At 47.4% G+C, this 24,739-nt stretch carries 18 protein-coding genes; 16 read left to right on the forward strand and 2 right to left on the reverse strand.

Going from position 1 to position 24,739, the window contains the following annotated elements:
- Positions 1-98: 98 nt before the first annotated feature.
- Positions 99-4,109, forward strand: a complete 4,011-nt coding sequence (locus MUB35_RS10985; protein ID WP_118743532.1) for an efflux RND transporter permease subunit — start codon at positions 99-101, stop codon at positions 4,107-4,109.
- Positions 4,090-4,713 (forward strand): TetR/AcrR family transcriptional regulator, encoded by a 624-nt coding sequence (locus tag MUB35_RS10990; RefSeq protein WP_118743531.1) that lies wholly within the window; start codon positions 4,090-4,092, stop codon positions 4,711-4,713. Before MUB35_RS10985 ends, MUB35_RS10990 begins: the two co-directional genes overlap by 20 nt.
- 54 nt (positions 4,714-4,767) lie before the next feature.
- Here MUB35_RS10990 and MUB35_RS10995 read toward each other — a convergent pair whose 3' ends face one another.
- The gene (locus MUB35_RS10995; protein WP_181014444.1) at positions 4,768-5,994 is read right to left on the reverse strand and encodes a 6-phosphofructokinase; all 1,227 of its coding nucleotides are present in this window, start codon (positions 5,992-5,994) and stop codon (positions 4,768-4,770) included.
- A gap of 620 nt (positions 5,995-6,614) precedes the next feature.
- Here MUB35_RS10995 and MUB35_RS11000 point away from each other — a divergent pair.
- From MUB35_RS11000 to nspC, 5 genes are all read left to right on the forward strand, one after another.
- The gene (locus tag MUB35_RS11000) at positions 6,615-8,075 is read left to right on the forward strand and encodes an aminotransferase class I/II-fold pyridoxal phosphate-dependent enzyme (protein WP_033142770.1); all 1,461 of its coding nucleotides are present in this window, start codon (positions 6,615-6,617) and stop codon (positions 8,073-8,075) included.
- Positions 8,075-8,926 (forward strand): polyamine aminopropyltransferase, encoded by an 852-nt coding sequence (gene speE, locus MUB35_RS11005; RefSeq protein WP_118743534.1) that lies wholly within the window; start codon positions 8,075-8,077, stop codon positions 8,924-8,926. Before MUB35_RS11000 ends, speE begins: the two co-directional genes overlap by 1 nt.
- Complete coding sequence (speB, locus tag MUB35_RS11010) at positions 8,916-9,767, forward strand: agmatinase (protein WP_118743530.1); 852 nt, start codon at positions 8,916-8,918, stop codon at positions 9,765-9,767. Before speE ends, speB begins: the two co-directional genes overlap by 11 nt.
- A gap of 66 nt (positions 9,768-9,833) precedes the next feature.
- Positions 9,834-11,036 (forward strand): saccharopine dehydrogenase family protein, encoded by a 1,203-nt coding sequence (locus MUB35_RS11015; protein ID WP_033142772.1) that lies wholly within the window; start codon positions 9,834-9,836, stop codon positions 11,034-11,036.
- Between the two features lie 4 nt (positions 11,037-11,040).
- Complete coding sequence (nspC, locus tag MUB35_RS11020) at positions 11,041-12,165, forward strand: carboxynorspermidine decarboxylase (protein WP_118743529.1); 1,125 nt, start codon at positions 11,041-11,043, stop codon at positions 12,163-12,165.
- 83 nt (positions 12,166-12,248) lie between these two features.
- Here nspC and MUB35_RS11025 read toward each other — a convergent pair whose 3' ends face one another.
- Positions 12,249-13,160: an ArsR/SmtB family transcription factor gene (locus MUB35_RS11025; RefSeq protein WP_033142774.1), complete on the reverse strand. Its 912-nt coding sequence runs from the start codon at positions 13,158-13,160 to the stop codon at positions 12,249-12,251.
- Between the two features lie 266 nt (positions 13,161-13,426).
- Here MUB35_RS11025 and MUB35_RS11030 point away from each other — a divergent pair, with 266 nt between their 5' ends.
- The 9 genes from MUB35_RS11030 (at position 13,427) to MUB35_RS11070 (ending at position 24,696) form a co-directional block, all read left to right on the forward strand.
- Entirely contained in the window at positions 13,427-14,902 is a 1,476-nt protein-coding gene (locus MUB35_RS11030; protein ID WP_118743528.1) for an alpha-N-arabinofuranosidase, read from the forward strand.
- 61 nt (positions 14,903-14,963) lie between these two features.
- A complete protein-coding gene (locus MUB35_RS11035; protein WP_118743527.1) occupies positions 14,964-16,304 on the forward strand; it encodes an ABC transporter substrate-binding protein in 1,341 nt (446 codons plus the stop codon).
- 81 nt (positions 16,305-16,385) lie between these two features.
- Positions 16,386-17,279, forward strand: a complete 894-nt coding sequence (locus MUB35_RS11040; RefSeq protein WP_054352872.1) for a carbohydrate ABC transporter permease — start codon at positions 16,386-16,388, stop codon at positions 17,277-17,279.
- Entirely contained in the window at positions 17,280-18,110 is an 831-nt protein-coding gene (locus tag MUB35_RS11045; protein WP_033142778.1) for a carbohydrate ABC transporter permease, read from the forward strand.
- Positions 18,111-18,268: 158 nt separating this feature from the next.
- A complete protein-coding gene (gene fba / locus MUB35_RS11050) occupies positions 18,269-19,138 on the forward strand; it encodes a class II fructose-1,6-bisphosphate aldolase (protein ID WP_033142779.1) in 870 nt (289 codons plus the stop codon).
- Positions 19,139-19,278: 140 nt separating this feature from the next.
- Positions 19,279-20,661, forward strand: a complete 1,383-nt coding sequence (locus MUB35_RS11055; protein WP_118743526.1) for an alanine/glycine:cation symporter family protein — start codon at positions 19,279-19,281, stop codon at positions 20,659-20,661.
- A 104-nt stretch (positions 20,662-20,765) separates the two neighbouring features.
- Positions 20,766-21,686 (forward strand): ArsR/SmtB family transcription factor, encoded by a 921-nt coding sequence (locus MUB35_RS11060; protein ID WP_033142781.1) that lies wholly within the window; start codon positions 20,766-20,768, stop codon positions 21,684-21,686.
- Between the two features lie 246 nt (positions 21,687-21,932).
- On the forward strand, positions 21,933-22,787 hold the full coding sequence (locus MUB35_RS11065; protein WP_118743525.1) for an Rpn family recombination-promoting nuclease/putative transposase: 855 nt from the start codon (positions 21,933-21,935) through the stop codon (positions 22,785-22,787).
- A gap of 589 nt (positions 22,788-23,376) precedes the next feature.
- Entirely contained in the window at positions 23,377-24,696 is a 1,320-nt protein-coding gene (locus MUB35_RS11070; RefSeq protein ID WP_225305341.1) for an ABC transporter substrate-binding protein, read from the forward strand.
- Positions 24,697-24,739 lie beyond the last annotated feature (43 nt).

Consider the following 24,739-nt stretch of genomic DNA (forward strand, 5'->3'; position numbering starts at 1 on the left):
AATAGATTTGTTGACACACCTACTGGAAAGACATATAATTTTTACATTAGACTGACCGGTCAGTCGGTCGGCCGATCAAAAATACAGGAGGACTTCAAATGTTATCGCGTTTTAGTGTGAAAAAGCCCTATACCGTCATTGTGGCGGTGGTGCTGGTGATTCTTTTGGGCGTGGTGTCTGTGACGAAGATGAACACGGATCTGCTGCCCAGCATGAATCTGCCCTATGCAATTGTAATGACCACCTATGTGGGAGCCAGCCCCGAATCGGTGGAGGAGACTGTTACAAAGCCTATTGAACAGAGTATGGCAACAGTCAGCAATATCAAGAATGTAAGCTCTGTTTCCAGGGAAAATGTATCCATGGTGATCCTGGAGTTTGAGGAGACCACCAATATGGATTCCGTGTCACTGGAGATGCGGGAGAATCTGGATCAGATCAAAGGATACTGGGATGACTCGGTGAGCAATCCTATTATTATGAAGCTGAACCCGGATATGCTTCCGGTCCTGGTGGCAGCCGTGGATGTGGATGGCCTTACGGCTGCGGAGCTTACCGATTACATAGAAGATAATGTACAGCCCAATATCGAGAGCATAGATGGGGTTGCCAGGGTTTCCCAAAGCGGCGGCGTCACCGAGAGTGTTGAGGTGCGGATCAACCAGGAGAAGCTGGATGCCATGAACCGTAAGGTTCAGGATGCCATAAACGGCAAGTTCGCCGAGGAGGAGCAGAAGCTCAATGATGCCCAGGCAGAGCTGGATTCCGGAAAAAGTGAGCTGGAAAGCGGTCAGAGTGAACTGGAAAACGGCCAGAATGAAGCGGCCTCCCAGATTGGGGAGGGAAGCGGACAGCTCTCCCAGGCCCAGAGTGAACTGACAAAAAGTGCGGCTGAGGTGGATATGCAGCTTCAGAACCTGGAGAGCAAACAGACAGAGCTTGACAGTCAGTCCAAGCTGCTGCAGGCCACAGAGGAAGGCCTGAACCTGACTGTGGAAAAGCTGACAGAGGCAAAGAATAAACTCCTGGAGGCCCAGGAGGGGAGCCAGAAGCTGGAGGAAGGGATTGCGGCGATTCAGGGGCAGATAGAAGAGCTGGAAGAACAGCTGAGTGCTCTGACACCTGAAAAACCTGACAGTATGACAGATGAGGAATGGCAGCAGGCCATTGCCCAGCTCACAGCAGCCAAAGAGGAGATGGAGAACAAAAAGGCGGAGATGGAGCAGCAGCTTGCCGCTCTGAATGAGCAGCTTTCCAAGCTTGACCCTGTTGAGGTAGTGGATAAAGGGCTGGATGCCGCCAACAAAGGACTGCAGGAAATCGCAGGGGCAAAAGCCCAGCTTGCAGAGGGCCAGGCCCAGTTAAGCGCAGGGATACAAAAGCTGCAGGAGGCAAAGGCCCAGATCGAGGCAGGACAGTCCCAGATGAGCGCAGCTCAGATCCAGCTTGAGACCCAGAAGATCATGGCCTCCATTCAGCTCAGTTCCGCTTCTTCCAAGATCGCCATGGGAACGGCCCAGTTGGAGGCAGCCCAGTCCCAGCTTGACTCAGGCAGGGAACAGTTAGATGAGGCGAAGGAACAGGCGCAGGACAAAGCGGACTTAAATACGATCCTGACATCTGATATGGTTAAGGGTATCCTCACGGCAGAGAACTTTGCCATGCCTGCAGGCTACGTGACGGAGGACAACAAGGAGTATCTGGTCAGAGTAGGAGATAAGGTGCAGGATGTGGACAGTCTGGGGGATCTGGTCCTTCTGGATCTGAAGCTGGACGGACTTGCATCCATCCGTCTGTCTGATGTGGCTGATATCAGCGTTACCGATAACTCCGCAGACGTGTATGCCAAGATCAACGGCAACCCCGGCGTGATGCTCTCCATAGAGAAGCAGACCGGATATTCCACGGGGGATGTGGCAGATAAGATTCTGGAGCGTATGGATGAACTGGAAAAGGAAAACAACGGTCTGCATTTTACAACGCTGATGAATCAGGGTATTTATATTGATATGGTTGTTAATTCCGTTCTGCAGAATATGCTGTACGGCGGTATTCTGGCAATCCTGGTGCTGTTTTTATTCCTGCGGGATATTAAGCCTACTTTTGTCATTGCCTGCTCCATCCCCATCAGTGTGGTAGCAGCTCTGGTGCTCATGTATTTCTCAGGAGTTACGCTTAATATTATTTCCCTCTCAGGACTTGCCCTTGGTGTCGGTATGCTGGTGGATAACTCCATTGTTGTTATAGAAAATATATACCGCATGCGAAGCCTGGGAATACCTGCCAGAAAAGCTGCTGTGGAGGGCGCGAAGCAGGTGGCGGGAGCCATCGTCTCCTCAACTTTGACAACGGTGTGCGTATTTGCGCCTATTGTATTTACAGAGGGAATTACCCGTCAGCTCTTTGTGGATATGGGTCTGACCATCTTCTATTCCCTGGTGGCCAGCCTTGTCGTGGCGCTGACACTGGTGCCCATGATGTCCGCCGGACTTTTAAAGCGGGCGGAGGCAAAGCCGTCAAAGTTTCTGGATAAGGTACAGAACTTTTACGGTCGTATGATCCATAAGACACTGACGCACAAAGCCTGGGTGCTTTTGGGAGCCCTGGTTTTGTTTCTGGGAAGCATGTACCTGTCCGTGCGCAAGGGTACAGAATTTTTCCCGTCCATGGAGAGCACACAGGCAAGCATGACTGTGACCACGGATAAGGGAACGCCGCTGAAGGAGACTGCGGCGAAAGCAGATGAGGTCATTGAAAAAATTTCCGATATAGATGATATTGAGACCATCGGAGCCATGGCCGGAGGCTCCGCCATGTCTATGGGCGGAAGTTCCACCAATGAAGTTACCATGTACCTGGTGCTGAAGGAAGATAAGAAGCTGGACAACGGACAGCTTGAGAAAGAAATACTGAAAAGAACCAAGGATGTAGAGGGCTGTGAGGTGGTGGTTTCCACTTCCAATATGGATATGAGCGCCCTCGGCGGCAGCGGCATACAGATAGAGATCAAGGGAAAAGACCTGGAACAGCTCCAGGAGATTGCCACAGACCTGGCCGGCAAGATTGAAAAAGTGGAGGGCACCCAGAATGTCAGTGACGGCATGGAGGAGACAGACGCCCAGTACAAGGTGGTTGTGGATAAATCAAAAGCCATGCGGCACGGCCTGACTGTGGCGCAGGTGTTCCAGGAGATAAACAAGAAGATTGCTGAGGCCACAAGTGCCACCACTATCTCCACAGCAACCAAGGATTACGACGTATATGTCAGAAGCGAGAAGGATGAATCCCTCACAAGGGAACAGATCGCGGACATAACCATCCAGACTACCAATGCGGAAGGGGAGACAGAGGAGATAAAAGTGGGGGATATCGCCGACTTTGAGGATTCCGTAAGCCCCCAGGCGATCAACAGGGACGGACAGTCACGCTATATGTCCGTGACAGCGGAGATCGCGTCCGGTTATAACATCGGGCTTGTAAGCCAGGATGTACAGAAGATCCTTGACAAATACACCATACCGGAGGGGTACACAGTTGAAATGAAAGGTGAGGACGAGAGCATCAATGAGGCCATGGGGCAGCTCCTTCAGATGCTGGCGCTGGCGCTTGTGTTCATGTACCTGATCATGGTGGCACAGTTCCAGTCCCTGCTCTCCCCGTTCATTATCATGTTCACCATTCCACTGGCATTTACAGGCGGTTTCCTGGGCCTTCTTGTCAGCAACAAGCCGGTCAGCATTGTGGCAATGGTTGGATTTGTCATGCTGTCGGGCATCATTGTAAACAATGGTATCGTGCTTGTGGATTACATCAATCAGCTCCGCAAGGACGGCATGGAAAAGAGGGCGGCGATCGAGGAAGCCGGCCGTGCCCGTCTGCGTCCCATTGTAATGACAGCGCTCACCACCATCCTCGGCCTTGTCACTATGGCTATGGGCATGGGTATGGGTGCGGATATGGTGCAGCCCATGGCAATCGTCACAATCGGAGGTTTGATCTACGGTACACTGCTGACCCTGTTTGTGGTGCCGTGTATCTATGATATACTGAACCGCCGTCATTATAAAAAGGATGAGGAGAGATTAGTGGATGAAGGAGAAGCTCAGTGAGAAGGAACTGGCTCTTTTTCAGGCGGTCATTGACCTGATAGAGGAAGATGCGGACATTCACTCCATTAAAGTATCTGATATTACCAACCGGGCCGGGATCGGAAAAGGCACGGCGTATGAATACTTTTCCAGTAAGGAGGAGATGGTGGCAAAAGCCATCATCTGGTCCGGGGAGAAAATGTTTCAGAAAATTATGGAGATACTCCGAACGACCGGAAGCCTGAAGGGACAGATTATGGCAGTGCTGGATTTCATCGAGACAGAGATGAGTGAGAGCAGATGCAGCACACAGCTTATGCGTCTGCAGGGGCAGGAGTGCAGAATGAAGGAGAATCTGTACAGGGAATTTACAAAATTCGGCGGCCCTCAGTGCCAGGTGGAGAGTGTGCTCCGCATTCTCATGGAACAGGGAAAGCAGGAAGGGACCATCCCTGTAAAGATGCCGGAAACATTTGTGACCATGGTATTGATGGCCGGATTTATGAGTTATTTTGTATACCTGCTTGAGGGACTGGAGACAGAGGAGGTTCCGAGAGAGCAGACGAAAGAATTTTTACAGAGAAATATTCTGCTGGCTTTCAGCAGCAGCGAAGAACAGAAATAAGAGAGAGGGAATCCGGCGGTAAGCGGGATTCCCTCTCTCTTGGTATGAAATATTTTATTTTCTATATACAAATGCGGGCAGGCCGTCTGTACCTGTGGGTACCTCAACCGTTCCCTGAATGAGGGGAAGGGCATAAATGATGAAATCATCGCTTACGTCTGAACCATCCCCTGTGATCCATGCAAGGGGAACGGTTTTTTCCTTGTTGCAGATTTCATTTACATCCTCAAGTCCCAAGGTGATAGCGTAAGGCAGGTTGCATGTCCTTTTGTATGCCACCATTTTCCCTGTATATCCTTTGAGTGCAGCGCGGACGCCGAATTCACCGGCCATGACGGCCTCTTTTTGGTCTGCCTGGGACATCATGGAGGAGGAACAGCGCTGGCTTACATTCAGCTCTACGGAGCGAGCCTTGACACCCAGGCGGTTTCTCACCAGGTTCTCCAGGTATTTGCCGCATCCGGCCAGCATTTTATGGCCAAAGGTGTCGGTGCCTACATGGTTGTCGTATTCACAGATAAAGGTTCCCTTGTCATCATGGATGCCCTCAGAAACGCATACAATGACATTGGGCGTCTTTTCAAAGCATTCTTCCACTTTTTTGAGGAAGGCTTCCTGGTCAAAGGCTGTCTCCGGCAGGTAGATGAGCAGTGGATTGTCCCCTTTATATTTTCTTGCCAGGGCGGAAGCGGCTGTGAGCCAGCCGGCGTGGCGTCCCATGATCTCTATGATGGTCACTGATTTTTTCTCATAAACATTGGCGTCAATGACGATTTCCCGCACAGTGGAGGCCACATATCTGGCAGCGCTTCCAAACCCGGGGGTGTGGTCTGTGAGGACCAGGTCATTGTCCACAGTCTTCGGCTCTCCGATAAAACGGATCTCGCTGCCTGCGGAGGCGGCATAGCGGGAGAGCTTGCTCACAGTATCCATGGAGTCATTGCCTCCGATGTAGAAGACATAGCCTATCTGCAGCTCCTCAAACTTGGCAAACAGCTCAGGATAGACCGGGTCGGACAAATCTTCCGGCAGTTTATAACGGCAGGATCCCAGGTAAGCACCGGGGGTGGTTTTCAGCCCTTCCAGTGTGCCGCCGGGAAGTGCGTCCTCAAAGTCCAGGATATGGCCCTCCAAAAACCCCTCAATTCCGTTTACCATTCCATAGACACGTCCGATAAATTCTTTCTGGCGAAGTCCCTCCGATACCACACCGTACAGGCTGCTGTTAATGGCAGCAGTAGGGCCGCCGGACTGGCCGACGATCATATTTTTCATTTCCATAATTCTGTATTCTCTGTATAACTGCAGTATTTGTCACTGTCCAGCAGGTCTGAACAGTCATCAATATTCCGGCAATTATACCCTCCTTTCCTTACGAATCAGAAATTTTGCTACAAATATATCATACCACAGATATCCGGGGGTGAAAACAGAAATTTGCAGGCGTTGTCTAAATTTTTTCTTGCTATTTTGATAAAGCTGTGGTAAAGTATGGCATGTATGGAAGACAGATAAAGGTGAAGATTTCCATGCAAATATTTCCGGCAATTTAATTGCCTTATTGATTGAGTTAGAAGCTCAAATTTTATAAGTTGGTTACTTTATAACTAGTGCGTATACAAAACGTCAAACTTGTGAAACGGTCAATAAGAGTATTAAAAGTATAAATATTTGCTATATAGACTCTAAACCATATCTGTTTTTGTGAAAAAGAATAACAGCCATGTTCACCCGGGTAGGGGCTTATTTGAGACCCGGTGCAGACGGGGGGACGGTGGAGTTCTATAATAATGATGAACAGAAGCAAGCAAAGGACAATGTATACGGTCCTGCTTGCTTTTTTTGTGTATATACATACAGCACACCCGTGTGCAGGCAGGAATCGGAAAAGGAGGTCGAACATGTCAGAATTAAAGCAGGAACGGGCGCCTATCTATGAGGCGTTGGAACGTTTCAGAAAAATGCGGGTCGTGCCCTTTGATGTTCCGGGACATAAGCACGGAAAAGGAAACCCGGAACTTGTGGAGCTTCTGGGAGAAAAATGTGTGGGGATCGATGTTAATTCCATGAAGCCTCTTGATAATCTCTGCCATCCTGTCTCTGTGATCCGTGAGGCGGAGGAGCTGGCGGCGGAGGCTTTCGGCGCGGCCCACGCGTTTCTCATGGTGGGAGGTACCACCTCCTCTGTGCAGAGCATGGTTCTGTCCTGCTGCAAGCGGGGAGATAAGATCATCATGCCCAGAAATGTACACAGAAGCGCCATCAATGCTCTGGTCCTCTGCGGCGCGCAGCCGATATACGTGAATCCCGATGTGGACTGCAGGCTGGGAATCTCTCTGGGGATGCGCCTGGAGCAGGTGGAGGCGGCGATTCGGAACAATCCGGATGCAGTGGCAGTGTTTGTAAATAACCCCACGTATTACGGTGTCTGTTCCGACCTGCGTTCCATCGTAAAGCTGGCACATGAGCACGGTATGCTTGTGCTGGCAGATGAAGCCCACGGGACACACTTTTACTTCGGGGAGGGGCTTCCCGTGTCCGCCATGGCTGCCGGGGCTGATATTGCAGCAGTGAGTATGCACAAGTCAGGGGGGAGCCTGACGCAGAGCTCTTTTCTTTTGACAGGGCCGGGAGTCAGTGTGGGGCATGTACGGCAGATCATCAATCTGACCCAGACCACAAGCGGCTCCTACCTGCTGCTCTCAAGCCTGGACATTTCCAGGAGAAATCTGGCTCTTCGCGGGCGCCGGGAGTTTGAAAAGGTTATCGGTCTGGCGGAATACGCCCGGGAGGAGATCAACAATATCGGCGGCTATTATGCTTTTTCCGAAGAACTGGTAAACGGAAACAGTATCTTTGCCTTTGACCGCACCAAGCTCTCTGTGCATACGCTGGAGATTGGGCTGGCCGGGATTGAGGTCTATGACATTCTGCGGGATGAATATGACATCCAGATTGAGTTTGGCGACATCGGCAATATTCTGGCTTACCTGTCTATCGGGGACCGCAGACAGGAGGTGGAACGTTTGGTGAGCGCTCTTGCAGAGGTAAAGCGGCGGTATAAAAAGGACCGCGCAGGCATGCTGACCCAGGAGTATATAGACCCCAAAGTAGTGGCAACACCCCAGGAGGCCTTCTATGCGCCGAAAGAATCTCTGCCTTTGGAAGAGACGGCCGGAAGGATATGCAGTGAGTTTGTCATGTGTTACCCGCCGGGAATCCCGATCCTGGCCCCCGGGGAAGAGATCACAGAGGATATTTTAGACTATATCGTCTATGCAAAGGAAAAAGGTTGTTCCATGACAGGGCCTGAGGATGCGGGCATCCGGCGTCTCAATGTGCTGAAAGGAGGGGCTGTATGATGGAAATGTGGTTTTCGGATGTACATACACCCAATGTAAAATTATCCATCCGGGTGGATGAACAGCTCTTTTCCGCCAACAGTGAGCTTCAGCGTCTGGACGTGTTAAGCTCCAGGGAATTCGGGAAGATACTGGTGGTGGACGGGGATCTGGCTCTGACGGAAAAGGATGAATTCATATACCATGAAATGATAAGCCATGTACCCATGGCGGTCCATCCCGATGTGAAGCAGATCCTTGTCATCGGCGGCGGTGACGGCGGTGTTGTCCGGGAGCTGGTCAAATATGAGGATGTAGAGCAGATTGACGTGGTGGAGGCAGACCCGCTTCTGGTGGAAGTCTGCAGAAGGTATTTTCCGCAGATGGCCTGCAGTTTAAATGACAGGAGAGTGAATATCTATCATGAGGACGGACTGAAATTCATCCGCAGCCGTTCAGATGCCTATGATCTGATCATTATTGACTCCCCCAATCCTTTCGGGGCGGCAGAGGGGCTGTTCACAAAAGAGTTTTACGGGAACTGTTTTAACGCGCTTCATGAGGATGGGATCATGATCAACCAGCATGAGAGCCCCTTTTACGATGAGGAGGCTTTCTGGTGTCTCAGAATGCACAAGCGGATCGTGGAGTCCTTTCCGGTGAGCAGGGTTTACCAGGCCCATATTCCCTCCTACCCCTCGGGACACTGGCTGTTTGGTTTTGCTTCAAAGAAATATCATCCGGTGGACGACCTGGATGGGGTCAGATGGAAGCTTCTGGGGATACACACCAGATATTATCTGCCCAGGCTTCATGCGGGAGTCTTTGCCCTGCCGGCTTATGTGGAGGAGATGCTGAAAGATGTTGAGTAAAAATATTGTGAATTTTATCGGATGCGGCGGGGAATATGAGGAGTCGCGTATTGTCATATTCGGAGCGCCTTTTGACTCCACCACATCCTTCAGGCCGGGAACCCGGTTTGGAAGCCAGGCCATCCGGAATGAATCCTATGGCCTTGAGACATACAGTCCTTATCAGAAAAAAGACCTGACAGATTTTAAAATATTTGACAGCGGGGATCTGGAGCTTCCCATCGGGGATACCGCCCGGGTGCTTTACCAGATTGAGGACCGGGCAGGGGAGATTTTGAGAGACGGCAAGCTGCCCTTTATGATCGGCGGGGAACATTTGGTGACCCTGGGAAGTGTGCGGGCAGCAGCAAAGAAGTATCCTGACCTCTGTATCGTGCATTTTGACGCTCATGCGGATCTGCGGCAGGATTATCTGGGGGTAGAGCTCTCCCATGCCTGTGTGCTGAGGCGCTGCTGGGAATTGGTGGGGGATGACCGCATTTTTCAGTTCGGCATTCGTTCCGGTGACCGGGAAGAATTTCTGTGGGCAGAAAAAGGGCATGTAAACATGCATCCCTTTGATCTGAAGGGAATCTCCCAGGCAGTTGACAGAATTTCGGGAAAGCCGGTGTATTTTACGCTGGACCTGGATGTGCTGGACCCCTCCGTATTTCCGGGAACGGGTACTCCGGAGGCAGGAGGCGTAACCTTTTTGGAACTTCTGCAGGCAGTGCTTTTGGTGTGCGGAAAATGCCGGGTTATAGCATGTGACGTGAATGAGCTGTGTCCGCCTTTTGACCAGAGCGGTGTATCCACAGCTACGGCAGGAAAAATCGTGAGAGAGATGCTGCTTGCTCTGTAAATGCGCAGACATGATTGAACAGCTATCTCACGTTTACAAAAAAATAAATGACAGGAGGAAAAGAATATGGGAAAAGTAATGGTGATCGGCTGCGGCGGTGTGGCAGGCGTTGCGATCCGCAAATGCTGTGCAAACAGCCGGGTATTCGACGAGGTCTGTATTGCAAGCAGGACGCTGTCAAAATGCGATGCCCTGAAGGCGGAACTGGAGGGAAAGACAAAGACTAGGATCACAACCGCGCAGGTGGATGCAGGCAATGTGGCGGAGCTGACAGCTCTGATCGAGAGGGAAAAACCGCAGGTGGTTTTGAATCTGGCGCTTCCCTATCAGGACCTGACGATCATGGAGGCCTGTCTGGCCACCGGGACTCACTATGTGGATACTGCCAATTATGAACCGGAAGATACGGCGAAATTTGAATACAAATGGCAGTGGGCCTACCGGGAAAAGTTTGAGAAGGCCGGCATCACTGCGCTGCTGGGAAGCGGATTTGACCCGGGGGTCACGGGAGTATTCTCCGCTTATGCGCTGAAACATTATTTTGATGAGATCAACTATATTGATATTCTGGACTGTAACGGCGGGGACCATGGGTATCCTTTTGCCACCAATTTCAATCCGGAGATCAACATCCGCGAGGTTTCCGCCAAAGGCTCCTATTGGGAGGACGGGCACTGGGTGGAGACAGAACCCATGGAGATCAAGCGGGTATATAATTTCGCGGAAGTGGGGGAAAAGGATATGTATCTGCTCCACCATGAGGAACTGGAATCTCTTGCGCTGAATATTCCGGGGATCAAAAGGATACGTTTCTTCATGACTTTCGGGGAGAGTTATCTTACACATCTGAAATGTCTGGAAAATGTGGGAATGACATCCATTGAACCCATACTGTATGAGGGAAAGGAGATCGTGCCGCTGCAGTTTTTAAAAGCTGTGCTTCCTGACCCGGCTGCCCTGGGGCCCAGGACAAAGGGCAAGACTAATATCGGCTGTATATTTACAGGCAAAAAGAATGGAAAGGAACAGCATCTGTATATTTATAATGTGTGTGACCATCAGGAGTGTTATAAGGAGACCGGTTCCCAGGCAGTGTCCTACACCACCGGAGTGCCGGCCATGATCGGTGCCATGATGCTTATGACCGGTACCTGGAACAAGCCAGGTGTGCACAATATCGAGGAGTTTGATCCGGACCCGTTTATGGAGGCACTGAAGGAGTGGGGGCTGCCGTATCAGATAAATGAGACCCCCTGCCTGGTGGAGTAGGCCTATGAGACGGGAGGAACTGCCCACGCCGTGCTATTTGGTCTCCTTACCGGATCTGGAGAAAAACCTGCGCCTTTTAAAAGGAATCATGGACCGGACCGGGTGCAGGATACTGCTGGCACAGAAGGCGTTTTCCATGTACAGCCTCTATCCGCTGATCGGCAGTTATTTGAGCGGTACGGCTGCCAGCGGACTTTTCGAGGCAAGACTGGGGGCGAAGGAGATGGGAAAGGAAAACCACATCTATTCCCCAGCCTATAAGGAGGAGGAGTTTGAGGAGATCCTTTCTTACTGCGGGCATATTGTATTCAATTCTTTTGCGCAGATAGAAAAATACGGGAAACGGGTGCTGGACGCGGGAAAAAGTATGGGGATACGGATCAATCCCCAGTGTTCCACGCAGGAGGGACATGCCGTCTATGACCCCTGTGCACCCGGTTCCCGACTGGGTGTGACGAGGGAACGGTTTCGGCCGGAGCTTCTGGAAGGTGTGGAGGGAATACATTTCCACACACTCTGCGAGCAGGACGCAGATGATTTGAAAACAACACTGGATGCTGTGGAGGAGAAGTTCGGTGAGTATCTGTACCGGATGAAATGGGTAAATTTCGGCGGCGGACACCATATTACCAGACCGGGTTACAACATCGGGCTTTTGGAGGAATGTATCCGGCACATTCGGGAAAAATACCGGGTCACCATCTATCTGGAACCCGGTGAGGCGGTGGCATTAAACGCGGGGGTGCTTCTTACAAAGGTGTTGGATACCTTTTCCCAGGACGGCGGCATCGCCATTTTAGATGCCTCTGCTGCCTGCCATATGCCCGATGTACTGGAGATGCCCTACAGACCGCCTCTGGCCGGAAGCAGGGAGGCTGGGGAATACCCATACACGTATCGTCTGGCCGGGCCGACGTGTCTGGCCGGCGATGTGATAGGAACCTATTCCTTTGACCATCCCCTGTCAGTGGGGGAACGCCTGGAATTCGGCGATATGGCCATCTATACCATGGTGAAGAACAATACCTTTAACGGTATGTGTCTGCCCGCAATTGCTGTGGAGCGGGAACATGGGGAGTGCGAGGTGGTGAAGGCGTTTGGGTATGAGGATTTTAAGATGCGGTTGTAAATAATAGAGTAAATTATGATATAAAAGCCCTTTGCTGTGTGCTGAGAATGCATATGGCAAAGGGCTTTTTTGTTGTCAGGTTGTCATTCATATAAAAGTTTTGCTTTGATGGATTGATTGTGATTTCCAAAACCTGCACCGAAAATAGTAAATCCTCCGGGATTTCGGGTGTCCTCCGGATTAGAAAAACGCAGGGTGATGGGATGGCTGTAATCAATATGCAGGTCATCAATGGTGGTATCTGAGATTTTAGTACTTCCATCGATGAAGGTTCCGTTTTTATTGACAATGAGCATTTTGAGCAGCCCGTATTGATTGTTGCCGTCCGGATACCAGGAGGGATTAAAACGGCCGCGTTTTGAGCCATAATCTCCAGGACTTACCCAGTAACCAAGTGGGACATCATTGACTGAAAAATAAATATCTGAGGGATAGACATCCTGAAAGCCCGGTGCCTCAGACGAAATTTCAAAAGACAGCTGCAGTTCAACCAGACGTTCCCCCGCTTTTAAATCATTGGGAATATTGTATTCGATATATCCTGAGGAGAACCATAAAACAGAAGCCTCAAATCTCTGAGCAAAATAAAAATATCTGGGATCATCAAATTCACCAATCAGGCCGTTTACAGTGGCCAGACCGCAAGTTGGCTTTACCTGACAGGCAGTATAATGACCAATACGGATGTCCTGATGATAACAGTTCTCCTGGGTGATGGATGGCTGCAATTCAACAATCAGATTATTATGTTTGGGTTTGCAGATTTTCATGGAACCTCTTGTACCGGATACAGAATGGATTTCAATTAAATCTGCTTCCAGCAATTTGTTGATATGGGTTGAGATTGCACTGTTGGTAAGACTAAGCATCTGAGCAATTTCATTCAGATTTTTTCCTTCGTTTTCTGAAATGATATTCAGGATTTTCAGCCTGACTTCTGATGACAATGCTTTAAAGACAGGCAGAGCCTGTTCTGGGTTTTTAAAATACAGCATAAGGATTTCCTTTCATAGATACGCTTTCTATTACCAGATTATAACATTTAAAAAAAAACATGGCAACGTACAAAAAGACTAAATATTTGTTTGAAAATATATTTAATAATAAGAAATATATTTAATATAAATGTTAAATACATTAAAAAATGTTGAATAATGACTAATAAAAGCGTTGACATGTCAATAAAATAGTGATACTATACAATTAATCAATCAAAACATTAAATATTAAATTAAAAAGTTAAATTAAGGGAGGAAAGTCCATGAGCAGACTGGTCATCAATGGTTATCATCGGAAAAACCGCATTAATAAAAATATATACGGGCATTTTACAGAACATCTGGGGCGCTGCATTTATGAAGGGATTTATGTCGGTGAGAACTCCGGTATACCAAATGAAAAAGGAATGAGAAAAGACGTAGTGTCAGCTCTCAGAGAAATACGCGTTCCTGTTTTGCGCTGGCCGGGAGGGAATTTTGCAGACGAATATCACTGGATGGACGGAATTGGCACACGCAGTGAAAGGCGTAGGACCATAAATACACATTGGGGAGGTGATGTGGAAGATAATAGTTTTGGAACACACGAGTTTTTTGAGCTCTGCAGACAGATTGGCTGTGAACCCTATATAAACGTGAATTTGGGAAGCGGAAGAGTGGAAGAGATGCAGAAATGGATTGAATATATGACATTTGCAGGAGATTCTTCCCTTACTCATCTCAGAAAAAAAAATGGGCAGGAGAAGCCCTGGAAACTGAAATACCTGGGAATAGGAAATGAAAACTGGCTTTGCGGAGGAAACATGACTGCAGGTTATTATGCGGATGTTTATAATCAGTTTCAAACTTACGTCAGAAGCTATGGTGAGGAATCTGTTTACAAAATTGCCTGCGGACCGCTGGATGATGATTACGAATGGACAGATGTCCTGATGAAAAAGGCAGCGAATAATCTGGATGCGATTTCTCTGCATTACTATACATATCCGGGTGTAAACATAGAAGGACAGAAGGGAGAGTCCATAAAATTCGGTGAGAGTGAATGGTATCACACAATCTCACAGTCTTTGAAAATGGAAAATCTGATTCGTATACATACAGGAATTATGCGCAGGTATGACCCGAAGGGAAGAGTCGATTTCATCATAGACGAGTGGGGAAACTGGTATAATCCGGAACCCGGCACGAATCCGGGACATCTGTTTCAGCAGAATACAGTCCGTGATGCGGTGACTGCAGCTGCGAACCTTAATATTTTTAATCAATACAGTGACAGAATCTCCATGGCTAATATAGCACAAGCTGTTAATGTTCTGCAGTCTGTTCTTATCACGGAGAAAGATAAAGTTGTTAAAACACCTACTTATTATGTATATGATATGTTCAAATATCATCAAAACGCTATACTTTTGGGTAGCTATCTGGAAACAGAGGAGATTGGTCCGGAAGCTGACAGAATAGTGAATATGAATCATTCCGTATCTATCGGGGATGATGGGAAGTTAAATATTACAATTGTGAATTTTTCTGCAGATGCTTCTTATGATATAGAATGTGAAATTTTAGGTGGTAAGGCAGACGAGGCAGAAGCGTTTATTCTTCACGGGGCGATGAATGCGCACAATACTGTGCAGGCGTCTGACTGTGTGAAAAAAGTACAATTTTATGACTATAAAATGACGGAACGGGGAATAGATTTCGAAATTCCACCGAGAAGTGTTTTATTGATAAGGCTGTAGAAGGAGGGCAGCGGGAAGAAAACAGTAAATTCTAAGTATACGCTAAAGGAGGTATTTATTTATGAAGAGAAAAACAATTGCTTATGCCATTGGGGTAGTTTTGGCGTTTGGTCTGCTTGCAGGATGTGGGAATAACAGCAGCCAGAGTACAGAAAATGAAAAAAAGAGTGACACAAATACAGAGGAGGAGACCGCAGGAAATAAAGCCGCGACAGATTTTGAAATATGGCTGACCACGGAACTTCACTGTGATTTTTACGATGAAATGCAGGCACTATGGAATGAAGAAAATCCGGATAAACAGATAAAACTGACATATTCTGTACTGCCGTATGAGGATATGCACAATAAACTTCTCATTGCCCTGCAGGCAGGGACAGGTGCTCCTGATATGGCTGATATCGAACTCGGAAAATTTGCCAATTTTCTAAAGGGTGAACCGCAGCTGGTATCTTTAAATGATGCCATTGCACAGTATAAAGATAATGTGGTGCAGTCCAGGCTTGATATTTATACCAAAGATGACAACTGTTACGGTTTGGATTTTCATGTAGGTGCATCTATGACATACTACAATGCGGAAATTCTTGAGGAAGCCGGTGTGGATTATACACAGATTAAGACATGGGATGATTTCCATGAAGCCGGCAGGACAGTGCTTGAGAAAACAGGGAAACCTATGTGTACAGTAGATACCGGAAATGATCCGTTTTTTCTCATGCCATTTCTTGCTCAGCAGGGCGGCGGGCTTTTAAAAGAAGACGGTACCAATAATGTAAATTCTCCTGAGATGATAAAGACACTTACGTTCCTTCAGGAAATGCTGGATGACGGAACTGCTGTTGTCTCTCCGGGCGGCAGCCATCAATGTGAGGAGTATTGGGGCTTTATGAATGAGGGGGGCGCAGCTTCGGCTATGATGCCTATGTGGTATATGGGGCGTTTTACAGATTATATGCCTGATTTGAGCGGGAAAATTATAATCGCGCCTAATCCAGTATGGGAAGAGGGACAGGACCGGTCGGTTGGCCTTGGCGGTACCGGAACGGCAGTCACTGTACAATGTGAAAATCAGGAGCTCGCAGCAGAATTTCTTGCCTTTGCAAAACTTTCTGAGGAAGGAGCTGTAAGAGAATATACAATTTTAGGATTTGATCCCATGCGCAGTGATGTCTGGGATATGGATGAAGTGAAAAAAGCTGATACAAAATACACAAAGTATTTTAAGAATAATCCTTTTGAAGCATTACTGGAAGTAAAAGACGAAATTCCGGCCATAACAGTAGGGGAGAACTTCCCTGATGTAGTGAGTGCCATGAATACAAAAGTGATGTACAGGGCATTTGAAGAGAAAGAGGATCCGGCAGTTGTCTGCAGTGAAGAGGCTGCTTCATTAAAGTAAAAGGTTAACCGGAATAAACGGAATATATTCTGTCAAGGGTATATTCCGTGCCGGATTTCTGATAAAGGAAAAGGGGTTAATATGGTGAAAAGAATCAAACAGTTTGGTTATTCAAAAAAAGCAGCGCCATACTTGTTTATTCTGCCTTTTATGTTGTCTTTTCTGATATTTTTTCTGTACCCTGTTATTTCCATTGTACAGATGAGTTTCCAGTCGGTACTGCCTGGAATGGTGGAATATATCGGTATGGAGAATTATAAAAATCTGTTAAACCCAACATTTTTTAAGGCAGTAAAAAACAGTCTGGCGTATACACTGATTACACTTGCAATTTTAATACCTGTGCCAATGATTTTGGCTTGTATGATTAACAGCAGAAAAATGGTGGGAAAGACATTTTTTAAGTCTGCATTATTTGTGCCCACATTGACATCTGTTGTAGTGGCGGGCATTATTTTTCGGCTTCTGTTTGCCGAATCTGACGGCGCGCTGATGAATCAGATTATTGGTGTCTTCGGGAAAAGTCCGGTAAAATGGTTAAGAAATGGTACCACTGGTTTTATGGTTCTGATCTTTCTGGCATTCTGGAGATGGGTAGGGATAAATCTGCTGTATTTTCTTTCCGGTCTTCAGAGCATTCCGGAAGAAATTTATGAGTCTGCAGATCTGGATGGTGTAAATACATGGCAGAAGTTTAGATATATCACGGTGCCTATGTTGAGGCCAATAACAACGTATGTCCTGACCATTTCTATCTACGGCGGTCTTGCTATGTTCACAGAGAGTTATATGCTGTGGGCAGGGAACAGTTCACCGAATGATATGGGACTTACAATTGTGGGATATCTGTACAGAGCAGGATGGGAACAGAATAATATGGGATTCGGATCTTCCATTGGTGTATTTCTGCTGATCGTGACTTTGGCATTTAATGCAGTGCAGATGTATATTTCAAATAAAAAGGAGAGGGCATAAATGACTAAAAAGAAGATAAACGCAGGTATTATGCTGATTTTTTTGATTCTTTCCGTGATTGTGTTATTTCCCATACTTTGCCTGGTAATTGGAGCACTAAAGCCTTCATCAGAGATTATACGTTCCGGGTTGAATGCCAGGATAGATTTGGATATTATGGGCTTTTTTAATTTTAAGAGCCTGTTTACATCCGGAACAGAGTACTTTATCTGGTTTAAAAATAGTTTTCTGCTGACAATTGTGCAGACACTGTTGTCCTTATTTGTAAGTGCATCTGTGGCCTATGGATTTGCTATGTATGAATTTAAAATGAAAAAATTGTGGTTTTCCTGTATGCTTTTGATAATGATGATACCAATGGAGATTATTATGCTGCCTCTTTATAAAGAGATGATTACTTTTCAGCTCATTGATAGATTTACCGGTGTTCTTCTTCCTTTTATTGCAGCACCTATCCCCATTTTCTTTTTTTACCAGTTCTTAAAAGGTATATCAACAGCCTTTTTGGATGCGGCTCGGGTAGATGGCTGTACAGAGATTGGTATTTTTGTGAAGATCATTCTTCCGCTGATGGCTCCGGCATTTGCTTCCATGGGAATATACCAGGGTATGATCAGCTGGAATAATTTTCTGTGGCCTTTGATCGTATTGAAGAGTAACAGCAAAATGACTCTGCCTATCGGACTTTCAACATTGATGACTCCTTATGGAAATAATTATGATATTCTGCTTGCAGGGTCAGTTATGGCAATCATTCCCGTGTTGATACTTTTCCTGGCTTTTCAGAAATATTTTATAGCGGGTATGACTGCCGGAGGCGTTAAGGGATAACAGCAGGTGCTCAGTATTGGTAAATTTGCGTAAGAAAAGCTTGCCAGAAGGGGGAAATGTGTTATAATAATAACAAATCGTTCTTTCCTTATGAACAGGCCATTCGTCTGAGCAGGGATGGGAAAAGCGAGAATTTTCAATTAGTGGAGGTTATATTTATGTTAGTATCAGCAGCTGAAATGCTTAAAAAAGCAAAAGCAGGACACTATGCAGTAGGACAGTTCAATATCAATAACCTGGAGTGGACAAAAGCAGCTCTGTTAACAGCAGAAGAGTGCAAATCCCCGATCATCCTGGGTGTATCCGAGGGAGCCGGAAAATACATGACCGGTTTCAAGACCGTTGCGGAAATGACAAAGGCTATGATTGAAGAGCTGAACATCACTGTTCCGGTGGCTCTGCATTTGGATCACGGTACTTATGAAGGATGCTACAAATGTATCAAAGCCGGATTCTCATCCATCATGTTTGATGGTTCTCATTACCCCATCGAAGAGAACGTTGAGAAGACAAAAGAGTTAGCAGGTGTCTGCAAAGGCCTCGGCTTATCTCTGGAAGCTGAAGTTGGTTCCATCGGCGGCGAGGAAGACGGCGTTGTGGGAATGGGCGAGTGCGCAGACCCGAAGGAATGCAAGATGATCGCTGATCTGGGTGTGGACATGCTGGCAGCAGGTATTGGAAATATCCATGGAAAATACCCGGAAAACTGGGCTGGCCTTCGTTTTGACGTTCTGGATGACATCCAGAAACTGACAGGCGAGATGCCGTTAGTTCTGCACGGCGGTACAGGTATCCCGGCTGATATGATCAAAAAAGCCATCGACCTTGGCGTATCCAAGATCAACGTAAACACAGAGTGCCAGCTTACTTTCGCTGCTGCTACACGTGAGTACATCGAAGCAGGAAAAGATAACCAGGGCAAAGGCTATGACCCGCGTAAATTATTAAAACCGGGCTTTGACGCTATCTGTGCTACTATCAAAGAGAAAATGGAACTGTTTGGTTCTGTAGGAAAAGCTTTCGAGTAATTCCGCTGTAAAACATATGTATTTAAGGCTGTTTCGGGATGACCGGAGCAGCCTTTTTCTCTTCCCGCTCTTTCCGGCTGTTCATAGTTCGGACAGCACTCTCATATACTGCTATGAATATCTTTTTGGGCAGGTCCTGCATGTCAAACTTTCTGCACACGCTTCACGAATTTGTCTGGAGTCCGGGGATGCTGTTTTTCTTTCTGGCAACAGGCATACGATTTACCATAAAATCAAGATTTTTCCAGATCACCCATGCAAAGGAATGGTTTAGCACCACACTGGGTTCCCTGCTGAAAAAAGAAGAGGTGAGAAAAACAAAAGAGGAGCATTCCATCTCCCAGTTCCAGTCTTTCTGCACTGCGCTGGCGGCAACTTTGGGAACCGGAAATATCACGGGGGTGGCAACTGCGCTCATGGCCGGCGGACCCGGCGCTATATTTTGGATGTGGGTTTCCGCATTCTTTGGAATGATGACCAATTACGCGGAGAACTATCTGGGAATCCGTTACCGCTACAGGGATGAAAACGGCGGCTGGGTGGGGGGAGCCATGGTTTATATGGACAAAGGGCTTCACTGCAGATGGATGGCCGTTATTTTTTCACTCTGCTGCCTGGGCGCTTCTTTTGGCATGGGAAACATGGTACAGGGGAATTCCATGGCAAAAGGCCTGGAGGAGGCCTTTCATATACCGGCCTTTTTCACAGGTGTTGTGACTATGCTGGCAACCGCTTATGTGCTGAACGGAGGATTGAAGCGCGTGGCAGCACTCACAGAGAAACTGGTCCCGGTTATGGCGGCTGCTTACCTTTTGGGGGCGCTGGTGGTTTTGTGGGCCCATAAGGAGATGATACCGGATGCATTCGGTATCATATTCCGGGAGGCGTTCCGTGTGAAGGCAGCAGTGGGTGGTGCAGCGGGATACGGAATCAGCAGGGCGCTGCAGATGGGCGTTGCCCGCGGTATCTTTTCCAATGAGGCAGGTCTTGGTTCCTCGGTGATCGCCCATGCGCAGTCCGATGTCAAAGACCCGGAAACCCAGGGAATGTGGGGAATCGCGGAAATTTTCATAGACACGATTTTAGTCTGCACGGTCACAGCTCTTGTTATTTTGGTCAGCGGCGTCTATCAGCCGGAAATCTGTCTGCAGAACCTGGCCGCAGGCATTGAGAATATTGACGGCACCACACTTACGGGAATGGCATTTTCCACGGCCATACCTTTCGGAAAACAGTTTCTGGCCGCTGCCACCGTACTGTTTGCCTTTGCCACCATTGTGGGATGGTCCTGCTTCGGAGAACGGACCGCTGCTTATCTCTGTAAGGAAAAGGGCGCCGCAGCGTACCGGTTCTGTTATATTCTGCTGACCCTGCCGGGCTGCATGCTTTCCCCGGGTGTTATATGGGAACTGTCCGATACATTGAACGGTATGATGGCAATTCCGAATCTGCTGGCGCTGTTCTTTTTGGGACGGGAAGTGAAATACATAGCCGATAAAAAGAAAAAAGGTAAGAGAATATAGCCATAAACTTTCTTGCTGCTGCCAGGAGAAGATGATATACTAAAACAAAATCTATGGAGATACCGCATATGGCTGTATCAGAAAAAGAAACGGGTTGGTGAATTATGGCAAAAATAAGAGAGCTGGATATGGAGAATGTGGAGACGCTCTGTGACGTGGGAAAAGCTTTATCTTCCCCTGTGCGTGTGGAAATCCTGAAGCTTCTCTATTCTGACAATATGATCATAGGAGAGATCGCAAAGGCGCTGGACATTCCCCAGTCCAGTGCTGCCTTTCATCTGAAGCTTTTAGAGAAGGCGGATTTGATCCGTATGGAGGAACAGCCGGGCAGCAGGGGAACCATGAAGGTGTGCAGCAGAAAATTTGATTTTGTAAATATGTGTCTGCTCAGGCGGAACCTGGACGTCAATGAGATCGTCAGTGTGGAAATGCCCATCGGCAGTTATACGGGCTGCAAGGTCCATCCCACCTGCGGCCTGTACTCCCCGGAAGGCGTCATCGGTATGGAGGATACCGAGTACAGCTTTTATGATCCGGAGAAAATAAGAGCCGGACTTTTCTGGACATCTGCCGGCTATGTGGAATACAAATTCGCAAACGCAGTGCCAAAGAACCGTCATGCCAAGAGCCTGAGCCTGTCCATGGAAATCTGTTCCGAGGCTCCGGGATACAGGGAGGACTGGAAATCAGATATCACGGTATGGATAAACGGTGTGGACTGCGGAACCTGGACATGCCCAGGCGATTTCGGAAGCAGAAGAGGCAGACTGAATCCCGCCGTATGGCCGGACGGCTCTACCCAGTACGGAATGCTCATGACCTGGGAGATACTTGGAGACGGCTGTTTTATCAATGGAAACAAGGCAGCGGAAGCCACACTGGAGGACCTCTTCCTCATGGAGAAGCCATACATTGATGTACGGATAGGAAATAAGGAGGACGCCAGGTATATAGGCGGATTTAATCTGTTTGGAAAGTCTTTTGGAAACTATGAGCAGGATATTGTAATGAGTGTGGAGTATTAAATCAAATCTGTTGTACAGGCTGTCGGTGCCATATGGAGCAGAATCTTCCCGATCTGTGCAGCGCCAAGCGTATTGGCCGGCACGGAGGAAACAGTACCTCCTGCCTTATGAGCGATTGCCTGCTTACTGTTTGGGAAGAGCAGTGACTCAAAAGGAAAATCCGAATATGTAAAATTAAATATGGCAATTGCAAACCTGATGTGATATAATCAAAACAGAATTCCTCTGCTTATGCGGAGGTTGTTTATGAATCAAAACAGAAAACTGGCACAACTGATGTTCAAAGACAATTTTATGTTTGGTGCAGTTATGGTAAATGAAGAAATCTGCCGTGATTTTCTGGAGATGGCTGTGGGTTTTCCTATTGAAAAGGTAGAAATCAGCAGAGAGAAAAGCATGATTTATCATCCGGAATACCGGGGGATACGACTTGACATCATAGCCAAAGATGAGAACCGAACACATTACAATGTAGAAATGCAGGTGGCAAAAAAGTCTTTTTTGGAGAAAAGGGCCAGATACTATCACAGCCAGATGGACATGGAGCTGCTGCTTACAGGGGAGGATTATGAACGGCTTCCCGCAGCTTATGTGATCTTTATCTGTGATTTTGACCCCTTTGGCCTGAAGAAATACCGCTATACGCTTCAGAATGTCTGTGCAGAGACAAAGAGAACCGTTTCGGACGGGAGAGTTACCATATTTTTAAGCACCTGTGGGGAAAATGAGAAAGAAGTACCTGAAAATCTAGTTAAGTTTCTGAAATTTGTTAAGGCTGATCTGCCTGAGAGCACTCAGGATTACCGGGATGATTTTATAAAAAAAATCCAGGAGTCTATGATAAAAATCAAGAGCAGCCGGGAAATGGAGGAGAAATTCATGCTGCTGGAAGAGTTATTGAGAGATGAGCGCGCGGAAGGTAAAACGGAAGGCAAGTCTGAGTCAGTCCTGTTCTTACTGCAGGATCTGGGGCCTGTTTCCGATGAACTCAGAGATAAAATCCTGGGGGAGAGGAATCGGGACGTCCTTTTAAAGTATTTGAAGCTGGCGGCACATGTCGGCTCCGTTGCCGAATTTATGGATAAAATGGATAAAATTTGATCCGCTGCTTCTGAGACCTGATAACATAACCGAAATTCTGAGAGCGGATGCTGCTTAATCTGACAGCGGCATCCCTGTCTTACAAATCTATACCAGATCTGGTATATGAAAAATCCTATTGTAAATTATATTTTTAAATTATAAGCAGAGGAATTCTGTCTTTGGACCTTTTGGCTTACTGCGGGAGCCTGCAGTTTTGACATCACATGCCAAATAATTATGAGAACAAGAAGCACACCCACTCAGTTATGACAGAAATACTGAAAACAAACAGTAAAAAGATACTTAATAGAACAGTAATACTGTTGTATATAAATAGAAATACTGTTATAAATGGTCAAAAACACAAAAATTAGCAAAATAAAACTTGACATACTGACGGAATGACGGTATTATAGATGCATAAAGAACAATAAAACTGTTTTAAATGAGGCTCTTACAAAGAAATAACCAACAGTAATATTGTTTTTATGACCGGTCACAAAAGGATAAGAAACCAAATTTCAAGGAGGAAGAGAAAGTATGAAACGTAAAGCAATCGCATCGATCCTGGCACTTACATTAACTGCAGCAGCAGTCCTTTCCGGCTGTGGAAGCGAAAATTCAGAAAAAAGCGAGGGGGGGGGTAAAATCCTCTCAGGAAGAAGGAACCGAAGAGCAGGGTGAAGAGGCCTCAGCGGATGTAAACGACGATGGAACAGTCAACAATCCGGAAGCAGTTGCTGTAGACAAAAATAAATTGGTATTCTGGTCTCTGTTCAGCGGCGGCGACGGGGAATTCATGGATAAGATGATAAGCGAATACAATGAGGGTGGCCCGGAAAAGCAGGTACAGTCCATTATGCTGGTATGGGCAGATTACTATACAAAGCTGCAGACAGCAGTGGCAGCAGGCAAAGGCCCTGATATTGGTGTTTCCCATGCATCATCCCTTCCGGAACTGGTAGAACAGGGTGTGGTTGCCCCTCTGGACGATTATCTGGATGAACTGGGCGTGGACCTGAGCACCATGTATTCCGAGACATCCCTGGAATCTGTAACCTTTGACGGCTCTATTTACGCGGTTCCGCTGGATACCCATGCAGAGATCATGTATTTCAACAAAGATATCCTGGACCAGGCAGGCGTCGCGCTGAATGACAAGGGCCAGCTTGCTATTGCCAGTGAAGACGATTTCTACGCAGTTTGTGATAAGATCAAAGCGGTTATCCCGGAGGGAGGCTCAGTTATCTCTCTGACAAATAATGGTGATGACCCATATCGTGTATGGTGGGCGACTTACTTCCAGATGGGAGGAACCCCTCTTGTGAATGAAGACGGCAGTGAAGTCACCATGGATAAAGACATTGCGGTAAAGGCGGCGGAATTTGTAAAGAGCCTCTATGACAAGGGCTATGTGGCAGAAGGAATTGATGACCACCAGCAGTTTTTCCAGAGCGGAAAAGCCGGCATCTATATTGGTGGTACATGGGGAACCGGAGCCCTGGAGAAAACAGAAAACCTGAATTTCGGTGCCATGCCTTATCCGCAGATGTTTGACAAGAATGCATGCTGGGCAGACTCCCATACACTGATTCTTCCGACTAAGAAAGACAGAAGCGAGGAGGACAGCAAGGCAGCAGTGGAATTTATGGTAAGTGCTTCCGAAAAAGGCGGCCTTACATGGGCAGGCTCAGGTCAGATCCCTGCCAGCAATGCAGTCAGGGAAAGCCAGGAATATCTGGATATGCCCTACAGAAGCAGCTACATGGAAGCTCTGGAGACAGCAGTTCTTCCCTCAAAGGTTTCTACATTTAATGCTATGAAGTCAGGTATGATTGACAGTCTGAATACTCTGTGGTCAGGTGATACTGACGCAGAAGAGGCAGTCGGTATGCTTTACGACGAACTTGATACGAATCTTCCGTAAATAAGCAGGGCAGAGAAGGGGGAGCATAAGGCTCTCCTTTCCC

The sequence above is a fragment of the Blautia sp. NSJ-175 genome (genome assembly GCF_022867815.1).
Lineage (GTDB): Bacteria > Bacillota > Clostridia > Lachnospirales > Lachnospiraceae > Blautia > Blautia celeris.